Source organism: Telluria sp. ZB4P37, from assembly GCF_059685855.1.
Window position 1 is genome coordinate 13,084 of sequence record NZ_JCASID010000024.1, and the last position, 22,769, is coordinate 35,852.

Here is a 22,769-nt window from a genome sequence, read left to right on the forward strand (position 1 = left end):
AGACCTGGGAAAAGTGGCCTACAGCAGGTAGCAGACGTCGTCGCGGTCGTGCCGGTTGGCGCCCGTGCTCAGGAAGCCGTCCAGGCCGAGGCGTGTCAATCCGTCCAGGCTGGCCCCAGTGACGTCCTCGCGGCGCAGGACCACCCGCAGTTCGCGGTAGGGAATGTCGATGGCGAAGCGGTCGAGCAAGGCGGCAATCCCGCACGCGCCGCTCGCGCCCGGCAGGAAGCGCTGGAACGCGCTGTTTGGGACCGGTCCTACCCGGATCCGGATGCCCAGCTCGGGCCGCGGCAGCCGGTCGCCGAGGGTGGCGCCGATGCCGACCTCGCAGTTGTTCGCACCCAGCCGGCTGCGCTCGCCCAGGCCGAGCACGTCCCAGCGGCCGGTGAACTGCTCCACTTTCACGGGAACTTGCAGGTATTCGCCCAGTACGCCCGCGATCAGGCCGGCCGACACCACGCGGCTGCGCAGCTGGGCGGCAAAGTAGGCCAGGCTTTCGAAGGACAGCCCCGCCTCGAGCCGCCCGTGGCCGGCGACGCCGCCGAGCGCCGCGAGCTGGACCAGGAACCGGTCGCGGTCATGCTCGTCCGGACCGCCGCGCACGCGGTACTTGCACCAGGCGCGGTAGAACAGCGCCACCTGCCGGTTCGAGAACGCGTCGTAGAAAGCGCGTGGGCCTTCGTCGTGGGTCGCGTGTTCCCACTCGCCGATCCGCTCGGTGTAGTGCAGCGGCAGCGTGCCGTTCACGCCGAGCAGGCCCATGACGGCAGTGCGCAGGCGCACCCGCGTGGCGCCATCTTCCAGCGCATCGAGCGTCAGCCGCTCGATTTCGCTGGAAGGAAACGCCAGCGACAGGCTATTCTCGAAACGGATGTGCGATTCCAGCGAGCCGCCCCCGCCATGGCGCCGCAGCCAGCGTACCAGCAGCTTGATCGCCTGGAACAGCTCGACCTGCCAGGGTTCCTCGAGCAGCCGCTCGATCACACCAGGGTCAGGCTGCCGTTTCGGGGATCGCATCGCAGGAGTTCCCTGTCGGACTGGCTTGAGCGCACGACCAGCCGGGTGAAGCTGTTGATGTGCACGTACAGACCGAAGAAGCGGTTCACCACTTCGGCAAACACGATCAGGCTGGCGCCGGCGAAGGCCTCCTCATCGACCGTCATCCGTACTTCAGTGCCGTGCACCAGCGTGGCGCCGATCTTGTTGCGGCTCCAGGCGGTCGACGGCAGAGTGTGCAGAGCAGTGATGCCGGCGATCTGGCGCTGGGTCGCCGCCGAACGCGACACGTCATACAGCGTCAGCACTTCGCGCAAGGCGTCGAGGTCGCCCAGCGAGCGGTGGTTGAGGGCCAGCTGGGCCACCAGGCGCCAGTGCGCGCCGCCCGATGAGGGAAAGCGGTGCGGCGGCGTCGGTTTGCGCAGCAGGTGGATCGGCAGGCCGCAGGTAGCCGTCTCGCTCATCAGGTCACCGCCGGGCGCGCCCACGCCGGTGGTGGTCGCGTGCAGGCCATTGGTGCAGGTCAGGTCGATCGAGGCGACGCACTGCTCGTCCGCCGTCAGCGAAAAGCCGGCGTCGGTGAAACCGATCTTCATGCGATGGCGCTGCAGGCCGCGGTCGTCGCGCCGCGCGAACCAGTAGCGCTCGCGCAGCTCGCCGCCTTCGCCATGCCGCAACCCATAGTACGGACGGTATTCGAGCGACTGTGCCCTGCCATCAATCGTGCGCAGCACGTTGACGGCGTCGATGCTGTAGACCTCGACGTCTTCCTCGTGGCGGCCCGGGACGACGTCGTACATCGCCGTGCGGTGGGTAATCCGCACCGGCATCGCCGCCTGGTGGAACAGATTGACCACGGGGGCGCAGCCGGGCACCAGGTGCGGCGCGCCCAGGGTGCCGAGCAAACGCGCGGCGCCGGTGTCGCCGTGCAGGCCGTTCACGATCAGGTGCAGCGTGAAGCGGTGCGCGGCGGGAGGCAGTACCGGGGCCAGCTTGCCCAGGTCGATATCGATGAAGTGGAATTTTTCCGGGAAGGCGAAGTATTCGCTCAGCAGCCGGTAGGCGCCATGCTCGCTCTGGCGCAGCGGCACCAGGGCATCGTCGTCGCCGAAGCCGCCCAGCGCCAGCGGCATGCGTTCCAGCTGGCGCCATGCGCCGGCGTCGCCAGTCTCCAGGTAGCTGGCGCCGACGCGCATGAACAGGGTATCGAGCAGCGCGGCCGCCAGCAGCGGGTCGGCGTCGAGATACAGGCGCAGGCGCGGCATGCCTTGCTGGTGCAGCAGGCGCACCGGCGCCGCGCTTTCGATGGTGAGCGCGATCTGCCCGGTCGCGCGTGCCGGCAGGCGCAGGTTGGCGGGCACATGCACCACCGGCTCGTAGCGGGCTCTCGCCATGCTCACCGGCGCCAGGGTGACCGGACTGGCCGTACGGAAGCGGCAGGCCGTGCCCTTGCCGTGCAGCGCGCTCATCTCGGTGCCGCGCGGGACGGCATGCACGCCGTCGCCCTTGGCCGAAGCATGCGGCCCCGGTTCCATGCCCACGCGCGCGATCGAGCACGAAGGTATGCCCTGCAGGAAGTACGGGTACAAGCTGCCGAGCAGGGCTTCGGTGAATTCCGGATAGTCGTCGTCGAGCTTTTTCGAGGTACGCGCATTGAGCAGGGCGCAGGCCTGGATCAGGCGGCGGATGTGCGGGTCTTCGCTGCCGTCGGCGCCCATGCCGAGCTCGTTCGCCAGGCGCGGGTACTGGCTTGCCAGCTCGCGCCCGACCGTATTCAGGTAGACCAGTTCACGCTCGTAGTACGGCAGCAGTTCTTCCATGGTGCGCTCCTGTCATCTCTTCCTAAGGTCGTGCAGTTTTGCGCAAGCGTTGTTGTGCACGCTCAAGAACAGATGAGCAATTGATTTATCCTCCTTGCATGGCGCCGTAGCACATGCGCGCAGGAGCAGCCCGAACTTGCCGCTTAGTCAGTAAAATGGCGGCCTCCCGTTACCGCCTCCAGCCGCCATGACCGCCGCCCTTTCTCCCGCCACGACCGCAGCCCCGGTCCGTACCGAAATCGCCACGCTGTGGCGCCTGTCCTGGCCGATGCTGGTCGGCCAGCTCGCGACGGTGGGCATGGGCGTGGCCGACGTGGCGATGACCGGGCACGTCAGCGCCGAGGAACTCGCCGCCGTCTCGCTCGGCACCTCGGTCTGGTCGATCGTGCTGGTCACCGTAATGGGCACGATGATGGCGATCAACACCGTCGTCGCCCACGAGATCGGCGCGGCGCGCTACGACCACGTCCCGCATTCGGTGCGCCAGTCGCTGTGGAAAGGCGTGATCGTCGGCCTGGTGGCCTGCCTGTTCGCCAACCTGTGCACCCTGCTGTTCGACCACGTCGGGTTGGAGCAGCACGTCGCCGATCGCGCGGCGCTGTTCCTGCACGTGATCAGCCTGGGCATGCCGGCCTTTGCCTGCTACCGCGCGCTGTACGGCTACACCACCAGCATCAACCAGACCCTCCCGATCATGTGGATCGCCATCTTCGGCCTGCTGTTCAACGTGGCCTCGAACTGGCTGCTGGTCTATGGCAACTGGGGCTTCCCGGCCCTGGGCGCGGTCGGCTGCGCAATCTCGACCGCGGTGGGCATGTGGCTGATGCTCGGGGCCATGGTGTTCTGGGTACGGTATGCACCGGCCTACCGCCTCACCTACCCCTTCACCGGCTGGGAAGGCCCGGACTGGGCCGAGATCGGCCACATGCTGCGCCTGGGCGTGCCGATCGGCATCACCTATTTTGCCGAAGTCAGCGCCTTCGCCCTGATCAGCCTGCTGGTGGCGCGCTTCGGCGTGGTGGCGGTGTCTTCACACCAGGTGGCGCTGAATTTCGCCTCGCTGGTCTTCATGGTACCGCTCAGCTTTTCGATCGGCATGATGACCCGCGTGGGCCAGGCCATGGGCGAAGGCAATCCGCAGCGCGCCCGCTTCATCGGCTGGGTGGGCGTGGGCATGTCGGTGGCCTTCGGGGCGCTGTCGGCGCTGTTCATCGCGCTGTTCCGCTGGGAAATCGCAGCGGCCTATACCTCCGACCCGGCGGTGCAGGCGGCCTGCGCCCACCTGCTGCTGTTCGCGGCGCTGTTCCAGTTGTCCGATGCGACCCAGGTGGCGACGGCTTCCGCCATCCGCGGCTACCAGGTGACGCGCCCGCCCATGCTCATCCAGCTGGTCGCCTTCTGGGGCGTGTCGCTGCCGCTGGGCTGCATCCTCGGGCTGGCGCCGCAGTGGTTCCCCTGGATCCCGGACGCGCCCATGCAGACCACCGGTTTCTGGATCGGCCTGGTCGCGGCATTGACCATTGCGGCGGTGCTGCTGACCTGGGCCTTCGAGAAGATCGCGCGCCAGCGCATTCGCGAGGGGGCAGCGCGGAAAGTCCCGACGTAATTACAGCTTTTCAAGGGGGACTCTGGTATCGTTCCGCCGTTGTAGCAAATTAACTTACACCATAGACATTTCATGCGCCCTCTCCTGTTCCTCCTGGCCGCTCTCGCGGCCGCTCCCGCCTCGGCCGAACGCCTGACGCTGGACCGCATCTACGGCGATCCGGCCCTGGCCGGCGCCGCCGTGAAGAACCTGCGCGTCTCGCCCGACGGCGAACGCGTCACCTTCCTGCGCGGCCGTGCCGACAACCAGTACCAGCTGGACCTGTGGGAATACAACATGAAGACCAAGACCACCCAGCGCCTGGTCGATTCCAAGCGCCTGGTGCCGAACGAGGAGTTGTCGCTGGAAGAAAAAGCGCGCCGCGAGCGCGCCCGTACCGCCGGCCTGTCGGGCATCCTGACCTATAACTGGTCGCCCGACGGCAAGCAGCTGCTGGTGCCGATCGGTGGCGACCTCTACCTGGTGGACGCGGCCAAGCCGGACGCGCCGCGCAAGGTCGCCTCGGGCAATGTGATCGACCCGAAGATTTCGCCGAAAGGCCGCTACGTCTCGTTCGTACGCAACCAGAACCTGATGGTGATCGACCTGCAGAGCGGCGCCGAGCGCCAGTTGACCACGGACGGAAAAGGCACCATCCACAACGGCGAAGCGGAGTTCGTCGCGCAGGAAGAAATGGACCAGCACACCGGCTATTACTGGGCGCCGGACGATTCCGCGATCGCCTACCGCCGCTACGACGAAGCCCCGGTGCCGGTCGTGCGCCGCTTCGAGATCTTTGCCGACCGCACCGAAGTGATCGACCAGCACTACCCGGCTGCGGGCGATCCGAACGTGCTGATCGAGCTGATGGTCGTCAACCCGGCCACCGGCCAGCAACGCAGAATCGACCTCGGTCCCGAAAAAGACATCTACCTGGTGCGCGCCGACTTCAGCGCCGATGCGAAAACCCTGGTCTACCAGCGCCAGACCCGCGACCAGAAACGCCTCGACTTGATCGCCGTCGACGTCGACACCCTGGCCCAGCGTCCGCTGCTCAGCGAGACCTCGAAGACCTGGGTCAGCATCCACAACGATCTGCGCTTCTTGAAGAAACGACCCGCCTTCATCTGGGCCTCGGAGCGCAGCGGCCGCAACCACCTCTACCTGGTGGGCCTGGACGGCAAGCTGATGCATCCGCTGTCGAAAGGCGAATGGGGCGTGGACAGTATCCTGGCGGTCGATGAAGCTGCAGGCAAGGTGTATGTCTCGTCGAACAAGGATGCCGTCATCGACAAGCAGACCTATGCGCTCAAGCTCGACGGCAGCAATGCCGGCGCCCCGGCCCGCATCACCAGCGGCGACGGCTGGCACGACGCCTCGTTCGCAGGCAACGGCAAGATTTTTGTCGACACCTATTCGAGCCCGACCACCCCGCCGCAAGTCTCGATCCGCCGCGCTGACGGTTCGATGGTGGAATGGCTGGAAAAGAACGCGCTCGACGCGAAGCACCCGTATGGCAAGTTCGTCGCCGACCACCTGCCGACCGAATACGGCACGATGAAGGCCAACGACGGCCAGACCCTGCACTATTCAATCATCAAGCCGGCCAATTTCGACGCCACCCGCCGCTACCCGGTCTTCCTGTTCACCTATGGCGGCCCGCACTCGCAGCGCGTGACCCGCACCTGGGGCAATTATTTTGACCAGTACATGGCGCAGCAGGGCTTCGTGGTGTTCCGCCTGGATAACCGCGGATCGAGCCGCCGCGAGCGCGCCTTCACCGACGCCCTCTACAACAACCTCGGCAAGGTCGAGGTGGAAGACCAGCTGACCGGCATCGACTGGCTGGCCAAGCAGAGCTTCGTCGATCCGAAGCGCGTCGGCGTATTCGGCTGGAGCTACGGCGGCTACATGACGCTGCGCCTGCTGGCGGCAGCATCCGACAAGATCGCCATGGGCGTGTCGGTGGCGCCGGTGACCGACTGGGCACTGTACGACACCCACTACACCGAACAGTTCGTCGGCGGCACGCCGAAGTCGGACCCGGAAGCCTACAAGCGCAGCGGCGTGTTCGCCCACCTCGACGGCATGAAGTCGCCCCTGCTCCTGGTGCACGGCATGGCCGACGACAACGTCCTGTTCACCAACACCACGCGCCTGATCGACGAGCTGGTCAAGCGCAACGTGCAGTTCGAACTGATGACCTATCCGGGCGCCAAGCACGGCATCTCGGGCAAGGTCAACCAGCGTCACGTGTATGGAATGATCGAGGCTTTCTTCAAGAAGAATTTGGGTGGCGTGCAGGCGAAGTAAGCCGGCGACACTTGCAGGAAGACCAAGCAGCCGCGCCAACACGCGGCTGTTTTTTTGCCATTTCTTTATTCCGTGTACGCATGCCGATGCCATTCAAACGCCTGCTTCAAACCGCTTTTTACGGGACCAGCACCAGTAGCGCGCCTTGCCTGGCGCCGGTGCGGGCAAGCCTGGAGCGACCCGAGGGCACTCGCCACTACCTGATCGCCACACCAGCCAAGCCGGCAACGGCCAGGCGCGGACTGGTCGTGGTCCTGCATGGCGCCGGCGCCTCGCCCGAACAGGTGCTGGGGATGGCATTTCCACCCTCGCCCCTGTCCGTGTGGCTGGAAATTGCCGCGCGCGAAAACCTGGTGGTGGCAGCGCCCGGTGCGGGCAAAGCCGGCTGGAGCGATTGTTTCGCCAGCGATGTGCGCGTGGCCAGGAAAGACGATGTCGCCTTCATCGCCGCCCTGATCGACCAGGCGATTGCCGAACACGAGGTCGATCCAGGGCGCGTCTATGTGATCGGCGTCTCGCGCGGCGGCCACATGGCCTACCGGGTGGCCACCGAAGTCCCGCACAAGCTGGCGGCATTCTCGGCCGTCCTGGCGTCGATGCCGCCGCCAGGACGTGCCCGGATGCCCGCGGTGCCTGTACCGGCCCTGATCGTGGGATGCACCCTTGACCCCCTGATGCCATATGACGGCGGCAAATACTTCTACACCCTCTGGTTCGCCGATCCGGTGGGCAGCATCGAGGACACCGCGAAGCTGTGGCGCGAGCTGGCCGGCCTGCCGGATGTGCCGGAGGTCCTGCCTGTCGTCGGAGGTAACGCTTGGGACAAGACCCGGGCCACCCGCTTCATGTGGGGAAACGCCGGCGACGGTATGCAGGTGGGCCTCTATAAGATCGAAGGCGGCGGCCACGTGGAGCCGAGCCGGCGCAAGCGCTACCCCGGCTTCATCCAGGCACTGGTCGGCGCACAGAATGCCGATGTCGAGGTCGCGGAAGCCGCGTGGGAATTTTTCAGGGACAAGCGCTCAAGCACAAAAGCCTGAGCCATCAAACAAAACAGCCGCCCTCGGGGCGGCTGTTTCTCATCACGCTCAGAAAAGAGCGTTATGGACGGCGGGTCGTCGTCGTGGTCGTGGTGGTGGTGCGGCCATCGGTCGCATCGTCCAGCGCCTCGCGCACGTCACCCAGCTTCTTCTGGGTCTTGCCTTCGACCTGGTTTGCCAGGCCCTTGGCTTCCTGCTCTGGGCTGTCGATCGCGTCGCCGAATTCTTCCTGAATCTTGCCGCCGATGTCTTTCAGTTTGCCTGCAACTTGGTCTTTGTTCATGGTCTTCTCCTAAAGAAAACATGCCCGGATGGCCATGCGTTGAGACCAGAATACCCCGTCTCTTCACGGCCTTCTGTACGCGTCCGCACATAGCACGGCATCGCGCTGCCGCGCGACATTTTGCTTCTGTGAATGCTAATCTTTTGTCAACGCGGCGCCGCCGCTCACCAGGCTATCGTGATGACCGAACAAGACCAGCAACCCGCCGCCGACCCACCCCAGGCCCAGCGCCGCGTCGCACGCCGCGTCACCATGATCAGCGGCATCGCCGTACTGTTCGTCGCGGGCGTCGCCGCCGTCGTGCTCGCCGCCGATGCCCTGCTGCTGGTATTCGCCTGCATCCTGTGCGCCATCCTGCTGTATAAGCTCAGCGAGATCCTGGCCCGCAAGCTGCACATGAAGCGCAAGCTGGCCCTGGTTGTCGTGGTCGCGCTGCTGGCGGCGATCATCGGCTTCGGCAGCTGGGCGATGGCGCCGCAGATCGCCGAGCAGTCCGGCAAGCTGGCGAAAGAAATCCCGGCCGCCGTCAAGCGCCTGCAAAGCGAAGTGCAGCAGCATCCCTTGCTCAAGCGCGTCGTGGCGGAACTTCCGCCGCCCGAGCAGATCGTCAAGCAGATGGGCAGCATCGTGCCGAATGCGGGCCTGTTCTTCGGCGGTGTCGTCGGCGCCGTGGGCAATGTGATCATCATCCTGTTCGTCGGCATTTACTTTGCCGCGACACCGGAGGTGTACAGCCGCGGCGTCATTCGCCTGGTCCCGCAAAGCAAGCGCAGCCGTGCACGCGAAGTGCAGCAGGAGCTCGGCCATACCTTGTCGAGCTGGCTGATGGGCAAGGCGGCGTCGATGCTGATCGTCGGCGCTGTCACCTCGATCGGCCTGAGCGTGCTCGGCGTGCCACTCGCGCTCATCCTCGGCATCATTGCCGGCCTGCTCGATTTCATTCCCTACCTCGGCCCGATCATGGCCGGCGTGCCGGCCGTGCTGCTGGCGCTGTCGATCAGCCCGGACCTGGCCCTATACACGGTGCTGCTGTTCGTCGGCATCCAGCTGGTCGAAGGCTATGTGCTGCAGCCGCTGATCGAGGCCAAGGCGGTCGACCTGCCGCCGGCGCTGGTGATCGTGATGCAACTGGTCTTCGGCACACTGTTCGGCTTTGCCGGCGTGGCCCTGGCAACGCCGCTGGCGGCCGGCCTCGCGGTGCTGGTCGAGATGCTGTACATCGAAGACGTACTGGGCGACCACGCCAGGAAAAAGCACAAGGCCGGCTAAGCATCCGCCCATGAAAAAGCCGCGCAGTGCGCGGCTTTTTCATGGGGACGGAGGAACTTACCGGTTGCCCTTGACGATGTCTTTCACATCGCCGACCTTTTTCTGCACCTTGCCTTCAGCCTGGTTGGACACGCCTTCACGCTGCTGCTGGCGGTTGCCGGTGGCTTCGCCGACCTTTTCCTGGATCTTGCCGCCAATGTCCTTCGCCTTGCCTTTAACTTGATCCTTGTTCATTGCTTCACCTCAGGTGGTTGTGAACCGAAGTCCTACCATAGGCCTCATGCTTGAAGCACTCTGTGCGCCAGCTAACCCACCGGCTTGCGCCAGACGCTGGCCAGCCAGGGCTGCTGCTCGCGCGGCAAGCCCGACGGACGGTAGTAATGGTGCACGGGAACAAAACCTGCCGCGACCAGGAAGCCTTTCCAGGTTTCGTAATCATAATAGCTGCCGTAGCGCGGGCCGTTCCAGCCTTCGCGGTTGTCGCCGCGCGGGTTCGAGCTGAACAGGACGCCGCCGGGTGTCAAAGCGGTATGAAGGTGCGCGAGCACGCCGGGCAGCTCGGCGCTGGGAACGTGGAACAGCGAGGCGTTGGCGAAGATGCCGTGGAACATCGCTTGCGGCAGGTCGAGGTGCAGGAAATCCTGGCACCAGACCTCGCAGCCGCCATAGGCGCGCGCCATGCTTGCGAAACGTTCGCTGCCGTCGAGGCCAATGGCCTTGTGGCCGAGTTCGGTAAACGTCTTGAGGTCGCGGCCCGGGCCGCAGCCGAGGTCGAGGATCGTGAACGGTGCCGGCGCTTCGATCGCATTCAACAGCGCATCGATGTTCTGGCGCACGTCGTGGTCGATCGTGCCGGCAAAAAAGGCGTCGGCGTTGCGGTCGTAGTGGTCGAGCGTGCGGTGGGAGATGTCGTCGGGAGTCATCGGGGTGCCTGGAAGTGATGACGCATTATCACCGTTTATGCCGTTAATGCCGTTTATCGATTGGCGAGTCGCGCCGCAACCCGTGGCCCGCAACCACAGCACGTCGCCCCGGCGCAGGCCGGGACCCAATTTTGCGTGCGCTGTAGAGCGCGCGTGCGTTTCGACAGGCCAGCCAAACTCGGGTTCCCGCCTGCGCGGGAGCGACGGTCTTGAAGATCCGTATTACCAGACCCGTACGCGCTGTTCCGGCGCCAGATACAGCGCCTGTCCCGGCTGCACGTCGAAGGCCCTGTACCAGGCATCCAGGTTGCGCACGGTATAGGTGCGGTACTGGCCCGGCGAGTGGCTGTCGGTCAGCACCACGCGGCGCATCGATGCTTCGCGCATCTTGCTGCGCCAGCTGCGCGCAAAACCAGTGAAAAACTCGCGGTCCGCTTCCGGTCCGGTGCCCTTTCCGCTCGGAGAGACTTTAAAGGCGTCATAGGCCGCGGCCAGGCCGGCCAGGTCGGACAGGTTCTCGCTCAGCGTCAGCTGGCCATTGACGGCCAGGTCGTCGAACGGCTTGTAGCCGTTGTACTGCTGCACCAGCTTCTGCGAGGCGGTCCGGAAATGCGCCAGGTCTTCCTTGGTCCACCAGTCGCGCAGGCGGCCCTGGGCGTCGAACTGGGCGCCAGTGTCGTCGAAGCTGTGGCTGATCTCGTGGCCGATCACCGAGCCGAGCGCGCCGTAGTTCTGCGCGTCCGACGCCTTCGGGTCATAGAACGGCGCCTGCAGGATCGCGGCCGGGAAGTTCAGCGCGTTCTGCAGCGGCAGGTTGACGGCGTTGACCAGTTGCGGCGGCATGGCCCACTCGGTCTTGTTCGGCTTTTGCTTGAGCTTCGCGAGCTGCCGGGTATAGTGGAATTCCTGGGCGCGCATCACGTTGCCCAGCGCATCCTTGTTTGATACCTGCAGGCCGCCATACGATTTCCAGGTATCCGGATAGCCCACGCCGACATACATCGTGCGCACTTTTTCCTTGGCCTGGGCGCGGGTCGAAGGCGCCATCCAGTCGAGCTTGTCGATGCGGCGGGTGAAGGCATCCTTGATGTTGGCAACCATCTTCTGGATGTGCGCCTTGTTCTCGGCCGGGAAGTATTTGGCGACATACATCTTGCCGACGGCTTCTTCCATCGCGCCATTGGTGGCCGCGAGCGCCCGCTTCCAGCGCGGCGACTGCTGCGGCGAGCCGGTCAGGCCCTTGCCGTAGAACTCGAAACGCAGGTCGGAATAAGGCTTCGGCAGCGTGCCGGCATACTGGTTCAGGCTGTGGAAGGCCAGGTAATCCTTCCAGGTGGCCAGGTCGGTGGCCGCTACCTGCTCGGCGGCGCCCTTGAGCGCGCCCGGATGGTAGGCGATGAAGCGGTCCTGGCCTTCCAGGCGCGCACCCTTCATGAAGGCGTTCCAGTCCATGCCCGGGGCCTTGGCGGCGAAGTCCTTCATGGTCCAGGGGTTGTTGGCTTTCTGGATGTCCGCCGATTCTTCACGGGTGGCGTGGCTTTCGGCCAGCTCGGACTCGAGCGCGAAGATCTTGGCGGCACGCTGGTCCACGTTGTCGTAGCCGGCCAGCTTGAGCATGGCCACGATGTATTGCTGGTATTTGGTGCGCAGCTCGGCCATCTTCGGGCTGGCGTCGAGGTAATAGGCGCGGTCCGGCAGGCCGATGCCGCCCTGCAGGAAATAAGGGACATTGCGCGACGGGTCAGTCAGCCCCTGGTTGATCCACACGCCGAACACATTCGGGGTGCTGAAATTGGTGGCGTTGAGTGGGTCGACGTCGGCGCGCAGGAATTCGCCCAGGGTGCGCGCCAGGCCCGCACGGTCCTTGATCGCATCGATCTTCGCCAGGCGCGGCTTGAGCGAGGCCAGGCCGGCAGCCTCGATCGCGCTTTCATTCATGTAGGCGGTGTAGAAATCGGCCACCTTGCGCGCCTCGGCGCTGGCCGACTTGCTGGCTCCCGCCTCCTCGATCAGCTTGACGATGCGGCCGTTGCTTTCGTCCGCCAGCGCCACCATGGCGCCCCACGAACCGCGGTCCGCCGGGATCTCGGTCTTGGCCATCCACTCGCCATTGGCCCAGGCGTAGAAATCGTCGCCCGGCAGCATGACGGCGGCGGCAGGCTTGGCGGCAGGCGCGGCGCCCTGCCCGGCGGCTTGGGCCGGGACGAATGCGAAGGCGGCACCGCACATGGCCAGGGTGATTGCAGTCCTGATCGGAGTCGAGCTGGTTTTCATAGCTTCCCTTGACTTAGGTTGTGGTGACTTAATTGTGGTGCAAATATTGGAGAGCAGCGCGTACCTGCGGCAGCAGGCGCGCCTTCTGGGCCGCGCGCACGCGCACGCCATTGCCGACGCGCTCGGCTTCGACCACGGCATCGGGGCCGAAGTTCTTGCGCATATAGGCTTCCATCATCTCGGCATGGGCCGGATTGCTGGACGACGACACGATGCTGGCGAACAGGGCGTTGCGGCCCAGGGATTCCATATTGTTCAGCAGCGCGTCGCGGTGCGCAATAGCGAAATTCCAGGTCTGGTCGGGATGCTCGTTGGCGATGCCGCCCACGATAAACGGCACCAGGTCGGGCGGGGTCTGCGGCGAAAGCAGCCACTGCAGGGTGCGCGCAGCCAGCGCCGGGTCCTGGGCTGCGGCGAGCGCGCGGCCGTAGCGGTTGCGCTCCTCGCTGGTCGGGGCATTCGCGGCACGGGCGACCAGGATGTCGTAGGTGGCGGTGTCGGCATAGCGGCCGGCGGTGGCGGTGACGAAGTCGATCATCGAGGGCGGCACCGCGGCCGGGTCTTGCAGCAGCCGCGCAAAGCGGGCGCGGCCCTGCTCGATCGCCACCGGGTCGCCGGCGCGCGCCAGCGAGGTCGCGAGCATGCCGCGCAACTGGGCGTCCTCCGCGGTTTCGCCCGGCTTTTCGTCCCAGCCAAGCTGCTCGAACTTCGGGCGCGCCAAATCGATGAAGAAGCGGCGGATCAGCGCCCGTTCCGGCTCCCCGCGTGCCAGCGAGTCGAGCGTGCGCAGGTGCGACAGGATCGCTTCCCATATCGCCAGGCGCGGCTCCTCGCCATAGCGCCGCACCAGGTTCAGGTAGCCGTCCAGCCCCATGCGGCCGTTCGAGGCCAGGCTCCAGGTATCGGCCAGCAGGCGCAGGCGCGTGCTGTCGGGCAGGCGCGGCGCCTGCTCGGCCAGCGCGCGGAAGCTCTCCGGATCGTAATGCAGGCGGAAATAACCCACGCTGTGTGGATCGACCACCAGCGCGCCCTCGCAGCTGGCCTGGGTGAGCGTGGTGCTCGGGCCGGACAGCAATGTGTACCAGGCCTTGCCGTTGACAGTGCCGACCTGCAGCGGCACGTTCCACAGGCGTTTCTCGACGGCCGGCTCGTCCAGGCGATATTGCTCTTGCGACAGCGTGACCTTGCGCTTGCCGTCTTCGCACACCTGCTCGACCTTGATCAGGGGGAAGCCCGGCTGCGTGGTCCAGTCCGAGGCCAGCCTGGCCACCGGCTTGCCGGAGGCCTTCTCCAGCGCCGCCCACAAGTCGCTTGATGTCGTATTCGAATACTGGTGCTTGGCCATATAGGCGCGCATGCCCTTGCGGAAAGGTTCTTCGCCCAGGTAAGCCTCGAGCATGCGCAGGAAGGCTTCGCCCTTTTCATAGGTGATGGCGTCAAACGCCGCCGCGGCCTGCTCTTCGTTCTCGATCGGGGCCTGGATCGGGTGGGTAGTCTTGCGCGCGTCCAGGTTCATCACGTATTCGCGCTCGGACACGCTGTCCAGGTAGGGACGCCATTCCGGGTGGAAGTGCTGGGTCGCCTTGGACGCCATCCAGGAGGCAAAGCCTTCGTTGAGCCACAGGTTGTCCCACCAGGCCATGGTCACCAGGTTGCCGAACCACTGGTGGGCGACTTCGTGGGCATTGATGTTGAAGGTGAATTTCTTGACCCGCTCCGGACTCTTCTTCGGGTCGTAGAGCAGGGTCGGCTCGTTATAGACCACCGCGCCCCAGTTTTCCATCGCGCCATTGAAGCCGCCGGGAATCGCGATCTGGTCGAGTTTCGGCAGCGGGTACGGGATGCCGAAGTAATGATTAAAGTAGTGCAGCAGGTCGCGCGTGGCGGCCAGCGGAAAGACCGCCGAGCCGAGCTTGCCCTCGGTGGTGACGATGCCGATGTCGACGCCGTCCTGCTTGCCGGCCAAACGTTCCAGTTCGCCTGCCACCAGCACGACCAGGTAGCTTGGCATCTTCGGCGTATTGCCGAAGGAAATGCGCTGCACGCCCCCAAGGAGCGTTTCCTGTTTCTCGATCGGGGTGTTGGAATAGGCCTTGAAATTGCCAGGGACGTCGACCGTCAGCTTGAAGCGGGCCCGGAAGGCCGGCTCGTCCCAGGTCGGCAGCATGCGGCGCGCGTCGCTCGGGGCCATGGTGGTGGCGATCAGCTTCTTGTCCGCCCCGCCCGCCTTGTAGTTGACATAGAACAGGCCGCGTCCCTCGCGGTTGATCTGGCCGCGGAAACGCATGGCCAGTTCGTATTTACCCGGCGCCAGCGGCTTCGGCAGGTCGAAGCGCAGGGTCTGCTGCGCCTTGTCCAGGATGGGAGCCAGCGCGAGTTTGCCGATGCCCTTGCCGGACAGGCTCGCGGCCTCGATTTCCAGGTGGTCGGCATTGAGCATGATGGTCGAGGTCGGGTTCAAGACTTCGATCTCCACCGTTTGCGACCCGCGGAAGCTGTTGCCCGCGACGTCCGGCATGATATGCGCGGCATATTGCAGCGGAATCACGTCTTTCGGCAGCTTGCCCGGCGTCGCCGCGAACGAAAACGGTGCCTCTGCCTGCGCCGTGGCCGCGGTCAGCGCGAACGCGGCCGCCGCAGCGGTGCGCGCCACTAGCATGTCTCTCATAAGTTCTCTCTCGAATCTGTTTTTATTTGATGTCGGCTTCGCGCCGTGGCGCAAGAACCCAGCCTGCAGGGTAAGGAAGCCGCATGCGCCCTGCCCCTGGAATGCGACAGACTGCAAATAACGGGGCCAAACTGCTGAAATCGTGGAATGGCGACCGGCATTCTGGCCCATGCAGGGGCGCTTGACCATGCATGAATGACTACATTCATGGCTGACGAAAAATATTTCAATTATTTTTCGTCGAAACCCTAAAGTTCCGGAAAGCGCATCCGTAAATGGCTTAGATAGCCGGTAATCCAGCCGGCGAACCTTGCCTCGGTGCCAACATGAAATCGAACGACGTTCTCTCGATGTACGAAAACCTCGCTGGCCTGAGTGGCCAGATGAAGAACGCGGCGCAGGCAGGCGAATGGAATGCCTTCGACAAGCTGAACGTGCAGGCAAGCGTGGCCGCCGGTGCCGCCCTCTGCGGTGTGCCGGCACTGGACGGCGCCAAGCGCCAGCGCAAGATCGACCTGCTCAAGCAGCTGATGGCCAACGACCGCGCGATTCGCGACGTGACCGAGCCGTGGATGGGGCAACTGGATCGCGCAATGTGCGCGCATTGATTTAGCAGCGATTCAAGCGAAGGCACCTGCGGGTGCCTTTTTTATTTCCTGCGGCCGCCAGCTTCCGAATTGCCGCGCCTCGCAGGGTGGGCAATTTGTGTACGAGTCCGAATACCGTCCGACGGAGCGAAAGAAGTTTGAACGCGCGGGCGGGAGACCCGCCCGCCCTACTCCTCCAGGTTACTCAACTTCCCCAAACACCGGCGCTGGAAGCTGTTGAGCCCCTCCGCCACCAGCGCATCGTCCTCCGGCAGCATCCCCGCATCGATCAGGATCCGCAGCTTGGCAATATGATCGCCCTGCGCCACCGCCTGCGCCAGGCTGGATCCACCCGGATCGCCTGCCAACGCGATCGCATCGGCCACCTCGTTCGGAAAGTCCCAGTGCGTGGCGATCACCGCCGACAATTGACGGCTGCGCGCCAGCAATTCCGCGCCGAAGGCCGCCGATTTCGGCACCTTCCCGTTCTGGCAGACCCGGTCGGCCAAGCGGAACGCCACGATCAACCCGACGTCCTGCATCAGCCCGGCCAGGCAGGATTCGAAAATGTCCGCCGTCAGCCCCGGCGCCATCAGGCTGGCCGCGACCGCGCACTTCTCGGAATGGTTCCAGACCAGCGGCGCCGCACGCCGCGCGAAACCGGCCTCCTGCATCCGGATCACCGGGCGGAAGGCGACCCTAGCCAGCAGCATGCGCAAGCCGTTCTGGCCCAGCAACATGATGGCGGCGTCCAGGGTCTTGATCGGAGTGATCGGACGGTAATAGGCGCTGTTCGCTTCGCGCAGCACGTCGGCCACCAGCACCACGTCTTCCGCCACCTGGCGCGCCAGCTCGCCGGTCGTCACGCTCTCGTCGCGCAGGCTGCGCAGCAGCTTGGGGATCAGCTCGGGCACGCGCGGCACCAGCTCGGCGGCCACGGCCGGATTCTGCGCCACACTACGGACTTGCTCCAGGATCAGTTGTTCGGTCTCCGCAGGCGCGTCGAAGCCGGCCGGGCCCAGCAGCCAAAGGTAATACAGTTCGTCGGCCCGGGCGGCATCCGGCGGCGCGTCCGGGGCGCCGGCGTCAAGCTGCGCGGCGGCCGCTTCGGCAGCAACCTGGCTGTCGGTGCTGCCCATCAAACGATTGATCCAGTTTTTCATAGTATGCGGCTGTTCCTGTGCCCCGATTGTAGCGCCGTTCAGTGCGCAACAGGAGACCGGCCATGCGCAGCGCATGGCAAAACCGGACGCCGGAAATGACAAAAGCGCCCGCAGGCGCTTCGTTCATACCCGGGCGGGCGCCCAGGCAAGGAATTCGGGAGAGCGAACACCAGGTATCTCCTGGCGTCGCCTCTTGCCGGTTGCATCCGGCGTCCGCTGCCTAAGCTGGCTCACGAACTGCTTCCGGACACAGGCGTTTCTTCAACGTTACCTGTTTTCCGCGCCACGCTATCGGTGGTGGCTGCGACAGGCCTCTGTGCCGTTTGTGATCTAAACGACCACATTTTTAGTATAACGTAAAACTCAAACTTGTGTAGACGAGTCGTGCGCAGCCTCGCGGGCGGGCGGTGCCGGTGTTTTAGCCGGCTTGCCCAGACTGCCCAGCCGCGCCTTCAGGCGCGTCCCGAGGGGAACGGTCGGCTCGACATGGCGTGGGACAGCCTTGCGCTTGGCGGAGCGCTTGCGGCGCATCGCCACGAGCACACCCGCCACCAGCGCCAGCAGACCGGTCATGCCGCCAACCACCAGCAGCCAGGGCGTATCGGCTTCCGGCGGCGCAGGCTCCACCTTTTTCTTCTTCAGCTTGTAGGGCCTGGCTGCCGGCACGACGGCAGCCGGCGCAGCGCCCATCGCAAGCTGCAGCACCTTGACCTTGCCCTCGAGCTGGCCGAGCTGCTCGTTCAGCAGTGCGTTCTTCACGCCCAAGGCCGCGCAGGCGTTCTGCTCTGGCTGGACTTGCGGCGCGCAGGCGGCAGGCGCCGGGGCCGGCGCATGAACCGGCTCCGGCTTGGGAGGTGCGACGGGCACAGGCTTGGGCGGCGCCGCAACGAGAACCGGTTTGGGACGGCTTGGCGCAGGTGCGGGCTTGTCGACCTGCACTGGTTCCACTACCGCGACCTTGGCAGGAGCCGGCTTCACCACCACAGGCGCGGCGACCGCCACCGGCGCCGGCGCCGGATGCGGATCCGGCGACAGCCACAAGGTGGCCAGCCGCACGCCACGCTGCGCCCCGTCGCCAAGCTCCAGGTAGAGATGCAGGTGGGCCGAGTCGACCGGCTTCAAGGACGTGATGTGCAGGAATTGGCGGCCGTCGCGCCGCATGACGGAGAAGGTCAAGGTCGACAGCACCGGCGGCATGATGATGTTGGCGCCGTGGTAGACGTTCGGGCTGGCCAGGCGCACCTGCACGGGCGTGGCGGCGTCTTCCAGCATGGTGAGCTCGATGTCGGCCACCAGCGGCTGGCCAATGAAGGAGCCCACGCGCGGCTCACCGAGCTCGGCCGCCTGGGCGGCGCCGGCCAGCAGCGCGCAACTGAATAACAAGGGAAGCCGGAACGCCATAAGTAGATGCAAAAATGAAGCCTGTTCGTCATTAACGGACATTGCGATAAACTCTTTAATCCCAGCCTTGCATTCGACAGGACATGCCCATGAACAACAGGATTGAAAAGGACAGTTTCGGCCCGATCGAGGTTCCCGCGGATCGCCTCTGGGGTGCCCAGACTCAGCGCTCGCTGCACCATTTCCATATCTCGACCGAACGCATGGCGCCGGAACTGGTCTCTGCCCTGGCCCAGGTCAAGCGCGCCGCCGCGGCCGTCAACCGCTCGCTGGGCAAGCTACCAAGCGACAAGGCCGACGCCATCATCCGCGCCGCCGATGAGGTGCTGGCCGGCCAGCACCCGCAGGAATTCCCGCTGGCCGTCTGGCAGACCGGCTCGGGCACCCAGAGCAACATGAACATGAACGAGGTGCTGGCCAACCGCGGCTCCGAGCTCCTCCAGGGCGAGCGCGGCGAGAAGCGCCTGCTGCACCCGAACGACCACGTCAACATGGGGCAATCGTCGAACGACATCTTCCCCACCGCCATGCACGTGGCGGCGGCGCTGGCCGTGGCGAAAAACATGCTGCCGGCCCTGTCCCAGCTGCGCTCGACGCTGCTGCGCAAGTCGCGCGACTTCGAGGACATCGTCAAGATCGGCCGCACCCACCTGCAGGACGCGACGCCCCTGACGCTCGGACAGGAATTTTCCGGCTATGTCGCCCAGCTGGAGTTCGCGGAAAGCGCGATCCGCTCCACCTTGAGCGGCCTGCTGGCGCTGGCAGCCGGCGGCACGGCGGTAGGCACCGGCCTGAATGCACATCCGGACTTCGCCCCGCGCATCGCCGCCGAGCTGGCTTCGCTCACGGGCCTGTCCTTCAAGACCGCGCCGAACAAGTTCATGGCGCTGGCCGGGCACGACGCGCTGGTCTCCAGCCACGGCGCGCTGAAAACCCTGGCCACGGCCCTGATGAAGATCGCCAACGACGTGCGCTGGATGGCCTCGGGGCCGCGCTCGGGCCTGGGCGAAATCACGATTCCCGAAAACGAGCCGGGCAGCTCGATCATGCCGGGCAAGGTCAATCCCACCCAGTGCGAGGCGCTGACCATGCTGTGCTGCCAGGTATTCGGCAACGATGTGGCGCTCACGGTGGGCGGCTCGCAGGGCAATTTCGAGCTGAACGTGTTCAAGCCGATGATCGCGCACAACTTCCTGCAGAGCGCGCGCATGCTCGCCGACGGCATGCGCTCCTTCGACACCCACTGCGCCCAGGGCATCGAGCCGAACCATGCCCGCATCGCCGAGCTGATGGAAAAATCGCTGATGCTGGTAACCGCGCTGGCGCCGCACATCGGGTATGATCGCGCCGCGCAAATCGCCAAGACCGCGTCGCACGACGGCCTGACCCTGCGCCAGGCCGCATTGCAGTCCGGTTTCGTGGACGAGCAGCAATTCAACCAGTGGATCGTGCCAATCGACATGACCCGGCCGGATGCAATCGAATAATGATCAAGAAGGCGGCCCGGAAGATCCAGGCCGCCTCACCACCCCGAGGAATGTATGCAAAAAATAGTGTTCGATTTGACAGAGGAATTCGTCGAGGTCAACCAGCTGTTCAAGCTGGTCGGCCTGGTCGACAGCGGCGGCGCCGGCAAGCACCTGGTCGCCGGCGGCGGCGTGAAGGTCGACGGCAAGAAGGAATTGCGCAAGACCGCCAAGATCCGCTCTGGCCAGACCGTGACCCTGGGCGACGTGCAGATCCGCGTTCAATAACTGCGCATAATGGCGGGCTTATGTTTGCGCGCTAACAAACAGAACGGGGCTTCCTTGTTTATATTTTAAGTCGTCAGGTATCGACTAATATCAACGGCCAAAGGTGAAGCGATGGAAACCCCGAACCGCTGCGCGCAGTCGCAGTCGCAGGAACAGCTCATCGGAGACTTGCGTCTGGTGATCGAAAACGCGGAAGAACTGCTCAAGAACACCGATCACTACACGAGCGTGCTCTACCAGACTGCGCGTGCCAAGCTGGCGCTGGCCCTGGAAGCCGCGAACGAAGAACTGGCGCGTTTCGAAGACGCCCAGCTCGAGCGCATGATGGCCGCCACCCGCGCCGCCAACGAGCGCTACCAGGACTATTCGGGCGAACAGCGAGTCCTGCGCGCTTTCCACTAAGCTTCATCTTTCAGCAGCGCGGTCTTCAGTCCAGGACGATTGCGGCGACCACGCCGCGCCTGAACCAGGCCTGCAGCATGGCGCCGATGTCCGGGGCCTCACTGCCCTCCCCGCAGGCCAGCATGGCGTCGATCGCCTCGCCGAAGCTGGAGCCTGCCACCAGCCGCTCCAGGGCGGCAGCTTCCGGCACGCACAACTCCACCACCTCCACCTTCCAGCACGGCCGCACCACCAGGGCCACGCATGGCGCATGCACGTTTGATGGCAGGGCCGGCCCATCCGGCTGGTGCGCCTGCCAGAGCGGCACGCTTGCCCACGGGCTACGCAGCAGCGCCACGGAAGGATGCAGAGTGAAGCGGGCGGCCTCGAGCGCTTCCGGCGCGAGCCGGGCCAGCGCATCGATCCCGACCGGCTCCACGTCCGGCGCCAGATGGGCGCGGTGCACGGCCCATTCAAGGCGCGCCATGTCCGGCAGGTAAGGAAAAGGCGCGGCCGGGGCGAAACTGTCGAGGAAATCCGCGAATCGCTGGCCGAAGCCGGCCAGGTCGGGATCGAGTGAAGGAGCGGCCTTGCCGTAGGCGCGCGCCATTCCTTCGAAGAATTCTTCGCCGACGAGCTGGCGCACGACCGGGTAGGCATCCATCAACGCCCGCTCCCAGCCGGCGCCCAGGTTGCCGCGGTAGAGGGCCAGGCGCCCTATTCCGCCCTCGTTCAGCAGCGGCGCAAGGCTGGCTTCCTGCCGGCGGTCGAACAGCGCGTTGCCGAATTGCTGCTGGACGCTGGCAAGCGCCTCGTCGGGGATGCCGGCCTGCCCTGCCCCCTGCGGCAGGAAGGCATGGATGGCCGGCAGTGAGTAGTCTTCTGCAATCCGGTCGGCCTTCGCGGCCTCGGCCAGCAGGACCTCGAGCGGCGGGATATCGGCATCCCATTCGACCAGGGTCGGCACGCGACCGAATCGTTCCAAGGCGGCGCGGTACAGCTCCCAGACGGCATCGCTGACGGCCGCGCCATGGTGGTCGACCAGCGCCAGCGGCGTTGCCAGGTGGCCGGCCAGGTGGATCTCGCCGACGCTCCCCACCGGCAGCGCGGCGATCGCGGCCAGCGCGTCTTCGCCATGGTTGTGCTGGTTGACGTAGAGATTGTTCACGTCCAGCAGGATGGCGCAGCCGGTGCGGCGGGCCAGTTCGGCCAGGAATGCGGCTTCGCTCATCGCATCGGCGCGGAAGCGCACATAGGTCGAGACGTTTTCGACCAGCAGCCGGCGCCCCAGAGCGTCCTGTACCCGCGCAACGCGCTCGCTCACCAGTGCCAGGGCAGCATGGTCGAGCGTGACCGGCAGCAGATCGTTGAGCTGGCGGTCGGCCAGCGCACCCCAGCTCAGGTGTTCGGAAACGAGGAAAGGATCGACGGCCTCGACCAGTGCGCGTACGCGTTCCAGATGGGCGGGGGAAAAGCCGCGCGCCGAACCGAGGCCGAGCCCGACGCCATGCAGGCTGATCGGATAATCGCGGCGCAGTTCGTTCAGGACGTGCCAGTCCCAGCCGGCGCGGGCCAGGTAGTTTTCGCTGTGGACTTCAATGAAGCCGGCCGCCGGACGCCCTTCGAGGAAAGCGCGGTAGTGCGGCGTGCGCAGCCCCACGCCGACCTTGCAAGCGGCGTCCGGGGCGCGCATGGGATTATTTCTTCGGTTCGGCTTCGGCTGGCTCGGCCTTGGCCGGCTGGGCCTTGTCTTGCGCGACCCGGCCCGCCTCGAGCGCACCGCCGAGCTTGGTGCAGCTACCCTTTGCAACGTACTTCCATTCGTTCGGGTCGTTGTCGGTCTTGGCGGCAGCCGAACAGCCGTGGCTGGCGGTGCCGCAGTCGTTCTGGCCGGCCTTGGCGACGCCGTAGCAGGCTTCCTGGTCGCCTTTCGGCGCTCCCATGTCCTGCGCGGCGGCTTGGGTGGCGCAAACGCTGGCAAGGGCGGCGGCGATCAGGGCGTGGCGGTGTGTCATGCGAATGCTCCGGTGCTCGTTGGAAGCCGACAGTATTTATCAGGTGGGGGAAAGATGCAAGGCGGGGTGTGGAGCTGGTGGCAGCGGAACGAACTTGGATCCCCGCCTGCGCGGGGGTGACGTTCAAAAGTAGTGGGATAAAGTTACCGTTCGCTACTTGTTTGCTTAAAGACCGTCGTTCCCGCGCAGGCGCACTGCTGTCCAAGATAAGTGGCAGATGAGTTGCCAGGGGCTACCGAAGATGAGTTGCTGAAGGGTATCGGGAGGGGGTTGCAGGTAAAGGTTTAGGGTTGTAAA

Annotated in this window: 19 protein-coding genes; 8 read left to right on the forward strand and 11 right to left on the reverse strand. The window is 65.3% G+C overall.

Going from position 1 to position 22,769, the window contains the following annotated elements; all coding sequences use genetic code 11:
- Positions 1-18: 18 nt before the first annotated feature.
- Together tssG and tssF are read right to left on the reverse strand one after the other, a co-directional pair.
- On the reverse strand, positions 19-1,017 hold the full coding sequence (gene tssG, locus AC56K1_RS22320; protein ID WP_497159973.1) for a type VI secretion system baseplate subunit TssG: 999 nt from the start codon (positions 1,015-1,017) through the stop codon (positions 19-21).
- Positions 981-2,816: a type VI secretion system baseplate subunit TssF gene (gene tssF / locus AC56K1_RS22325; RefSeq protein ID WP_497159974.1), complete on the reverse strand. Its 1,836-nt coding sequence runs from the start codon at positions 2,814-2,816 to the stop codon at positions 981-983. The genes tssG and tssF overlap by 37 nt, the downstream gene beginning before the upstream one ends.
- A 187-nt stretch (positions 2,817-3,003) precedes the next feature.
- Between tssF and AC56K1_RS22330 the strand changes: the two genes are divergently transcribed.
- The 3 genes from AC56K1_RS22330 to AC56K1_RS22340 all read left to right on the forward strand — a co-directional run bounded on the left by AC56K1_RS22330 (position 3,004) and on the right by AC56K1_RS22340 (position 7,754).
- Entirely contained in the window at positions 3,004-4,422 is a 1,419-nt protein-coding gene (locus AC56K1_RS22330) for an MATE family efflux transporter (protein WP_497159975.1), read from the forward strand.
- Between the two features lie 72 nt (positions 4,423-4,494).
- Entirely contained in the window at positions 4,495-6,714 is a 2,220-nt protein-coding gene (locus AC56K1_RS22335) for a S9 family peptidase (RefSeq protein ID WP_497159976.1), read from the forward strand.
- A gap of 86 nt (positions 6,715-6,800) precedes the next feature.
- Positions 6,801-7,754: a CE1 family esterase gene (locus AC56K1_RS22340; RefSeq protein ID WP_497159977.1), complete on the forward strand. Its 954-nt coding sequence runs from the start codon at positions 6,801-6,803 to the stop codon at positions 7,752-7,754.
- A 61-nt stretch (positions 7,755-7,815) separates the two neighbouring features.
- Here the strand turns inward: AC56K1_RS22340 and AC56K1_RS22345 are convergent, their stop codons facing one another.
- Positions 7,816-8,037 carry a CsbD family protein gene (locus tag AC56K1_RS22345; protein WP_171086213.1) on the reverse strand — a complete coding sequence of 74 codons (222 nt, stop codon included), beginning with the start codon at positions 8,035-8,037 and terminating at the stop codon, positions 7,816-7,818.
- A gap of 180 nt (positions 8,038-8,217) precedes the next feature.
- Here AC56K1_RS22345 and AC56K1_RS22350 point away from each other — a divergent pair, with 180 nt between their 5' ends.
- Entirely contained in the window at positions 8,218-9,306 is a 1,089-nt protein-coding gene (locus tag AC56K1_RS22350; RefSeq protein ID WP_497159978.1) for an AI-2E family transporter, read from the forward strand.
- A gap of 57 nt (positions 9,307-9,363) precedes the next feature.
- Here AC56K1_RS22350 and AC56K1_RS22355 read toward each other — a convergent pair whose 3' ends face one another.
- The 4 genes from AC56K1_RS22355 to AC56K1_RS22370 form a co-directional block, all read right to left on the reverse strand.
- Positions 9,364-9,540, reverse strand: coding sequence for a CsbD family protein (locus AC56K1_RS22355; protein WP_497159979.1), 177 nt, complete (start codon positions 9,538-9,540; stop codon positions 9,364-9,366).
- Positions 9,541-9,611: 71 nt separating this feature from the next.
- On the reverse strand, positions 9,612-10,229 hold the full coding sequence (locus AC56K1_RS22360; RefSeq protein WP_497159980.1) for a class I SAM-dependent methyltransferase: 618 nt from the start codon (positions 10,227-10,229) through the stop codon (positions 9,612-9,614).
- 222 nt (positions 10,230-10,451) lie between these two features.
- Positions 10,452-12,503, reverse strand: coding sequence for a M13 family metallopeptidase (locus AC56K1_RS22365; RefSeq protein WP_497159981.1), 2,052 nt, complete (start codon positions 12,501-12,503; stop codon positions 10,452-10,454).
- Between the two features lie 28 nt (positions 12,504-12,531).
- A complete protein-coding gene (locus AC56K1_RS22370) occupies positions 12,532-15,171 on the reverse strand; it encodes a M1 family metallopeptidase (protein WP_497159982.1) in 2,640 nt (879 codons plus the stop codon).
- A 326-nt stretch (positions 15,172-15,497) separates the two neighbouring features.
- On the opposite strand from AC56K1_RS22370, the gene AC56K1_RS22375 reads away from it, so the two are divergent.
- A complete protein-coding gene (locus AC56K1_RS22375) occupies positions 15,498-15,779 on the forward strand; it encodes a flagellar protein FliT (RefSeq protein WP_497159983.1) in 282 nt (93 codons plus the stop codon).
- Between the two features lie 167 nt (positions 15,780-15,946).
- Here AC56K1_RS22375 and AC56K1_RS22380 read toward each other — a convergent pair whose 3' ends face one another.
- Both AC56K1_RS22380 and AC56K1_RS22385 read right to left on the reverse strand, forming a co-directional pair.
- Complete coding sequence (locus AC56K1_RS22380) at positions 15,947-16,921, reverse strand: HDOD domain-containing protein (protein ID WP_497159984.1); 975 nt, start codon at positions 16,919-16,921, stop codon at positions 15,947-15,949.
- Positions 16,922-17,284: 363 nt separating this feature from the next.
- The gene (locus AC56K1_RS22385) at positions 17,285-18,304 is read right to left on the reverse strand and encodes a FimV/HubP-related protein (RefSeq protein WP_497159985.1); all 1,020 of its coding nucleotides are present in this window, start codon (positions 18,302-18,304) and stop codon (positions 17,285-17,287) included.
- Positions 18,305-18,411: 107 nt separating this feature from the next.
- On the opposite strand from AC56K1_RS22385, the gene fumC reads away from it, so the two are divergent.
- The 3 genes from fumC (at position 18,412) to AC56K1_RS22400 (ending at position 20,478) form a co-directional block, all read left to right on the forward strand.
- On the forward strand, positions 18,412-19,809 hold the full coding sequence (gene fumC, locus AC56K1_RS22390) for a class II fumarate hydratase (RefSeq protein WP_497159986.1): 1,398 nt from the start codon (positions 18,412-18,414) through the stop codon (positions 19,807-19,809).
- A 54-nt stretch (positions 19,810-19,863) separates the two neighbouring features.
- Positions 19,864-20,076 carry an RNA-binding S4 domain-containing protein gene (locus AC56K1_RS22395; protein WP_497159987.1) on the forward strand — a complete coding sequence of 71 codons (213 nt, stop codon included), beginning with the start codon at positions 19,864-19,866 and terminating at the stop codon, positions 20,074-20,076.
- A 111-nt stretch (positions 20,077-20,187) separates the two neighbouring features.
- Positions 20,188-20,478 (forward strand): DUF883 family protein, encoded by a 291-nt coding sequence (locus tag AC56K1_RS22400; protein ID WP_497159988.1) that lies wholly within the window; start codon positions 20,188-20,190, stop codon positions 20,476-20,478.
- A gap of 25 nt (positions 20,479-20,503) precedes the next feature.
- Here AC56K1_RS22400 and bufB read toward each other — a convergent pair whose 3' ends face one another.
- Both bufB and AC56K1_RS22410 read right to left on the reverse strand, forming a co-directional pair.
- A complete protein-coding gene (bufB, locus tag AC56K1_RS22405) occupies positions 20,504-22,150 on the reverse strand; it encodes an MNIO family bufferin maturase (protein ID WP_497159989.1) in 1,647 nt (548 codons plus the stop codon).
- 4 nt (positions 22,151-22,154) lie between these two features.
- Positions 22,155-22,472, reverse strand: coding sequence for a BufA1 family periplasmic bufferin-type metallophore (locus AC56K1_RS22410; protein WP_497159990.1), 318 nt, complete (start codon positions 22,470-22,472; stop codon positions 22,155-22,157).
- Positions 22,473-22,769: the final 297 nt, after the last annotated feature.

Excerpts from the sequence above, each read along its gene's own strand:
- tssG (WP_497159973.1), bottom strand. The coding sequence starts at position 1,017 with ATGCGATCCCCGAAACGGCAGCCTGACCCTGGTGTGATCGAGCGGCTG.
- tssF (WP_497159974.1), bottom strand. The coding sequence starts at position 2,816 with ATGGAAGAACTGCTGCCGTACTACGAGCGTGAACTGGTCTACCTGAAT.
- AC56K1_RS22330 (WP_497159975.1), top strand. The coding sequence starts at position 3,004 with ATGACCGCCGCCCTTTCTCCCGCCACGACCGCAGCCCCGGTCCGTACC.
- AC56K1_RS22335 (WP_497159976.1), top strand. The coding sequence starts at position 4,495 with ATGCGCCCTCTCCTGTTCCTCCTGGCCGCTCTCGCGGCCGCTCCCGCC.
- AC56K1_RS22340 (WP_497159977.1), top strand. The coding sequence starts at position 6,801 with ATGCCATTCAAACGCCTGCTTCAAACCGCTTTTTACGGGACCAGCACC.
- AC56K1_RS22345 (WP_171086213.1), bottom strand. The coding sequence starts at position 8,037 with ATGAACAAAGACCAAGTTGCAGGCAAACTGAAAGACATCGGCGGCAAG.
- AC56K1_RS22350 (WP_497159978.1), top strand. The coding sequence starts at position 8,218 with ATGACCGAACAAGACCAGCAACCCGCCGCCGACCCACCCCAGGCCCAG.
- AC56K1_RS22355 (WP_497159979.1), bottom strand. The coding sequence starts at position 9,540 with ATGAACAAGGATCAAGTTAAAGGCAAGGCGAAGGACATTGGCGGCAAG.
- AC56K1_RS22360 (WP_497159980.1), bottom strand. The coding sequence starts at position 10,229 with ATGACTCCCGACGACATCTCCCACCGCACGCTCGACCACTACGACCGC.
- AC56K1_RS22365 (WP_497159981.1), bottom strand. The coding sequence starts at position 12,503 with ATGAAAACCAGCTCGACTCCGATCAGGACTGCAATCACCCTGGCCATG.
- AC56K1_RS22370 (WP_497159982.1), bottom strand. The coding sequence starts at position 15,171 with ATGAGAGACATGCTAGTGGCGCGCACCGCTGCGGCGGCCGCGTTCGCG.
- AC56K1_RS22375 (WP_497159983.1), top strand. The coding sequence starts at position 15,498 with ATGAAATCGAACGACGTTCTCTCGATGTACGAAAACCTCGCTGGCCTG.
- AC56K1_RS22380 (WP_497159984.1), bottom strand. The coding sequence starts at position 16,921 with ATGAAAAACTGGATCAATCGTTTGATGGGCAGCACCGACAGCCAGGTT.
- fumC (WP_497159986.1), top strand. The coding sequence starts at position 18,412 with ATGAACAACAGGATTGAAAAGGACAGTTTCGGCCCGATCGAGGTTCCC.
- AC56K1_RS22395 (WP_497159987.1), top strand. The coding sequence starts at position 19,864 with ATGCAAAAAATAGTGTTCGATTTGACAGAGGAATTCGTCGAGGTCAAC.
- AC56K1_RS22400 (WP_497159988.1), top strand. The coding sequence starts at position 20,188 with ATGGAAACCCCGAACCGCTGCGCGCAGTCGCAGTCGCAGGAACAGCTC.
- bufB (WP_497159989.1), bottom strand. The coding sequence starts at position 22,150 with ATGCGCGCCCCGGACGCCGCTTGCAAGGTCGGCGTGGGGCTGCGCACG.
- AC56K1_RS22410 (WP_497159990.1), bottom strand. The coding sequence starts at position 22,472 with ATGACACACCGCCACGCCCTGATCGCCGCCGCCCTTGCCAGCGTTTGC.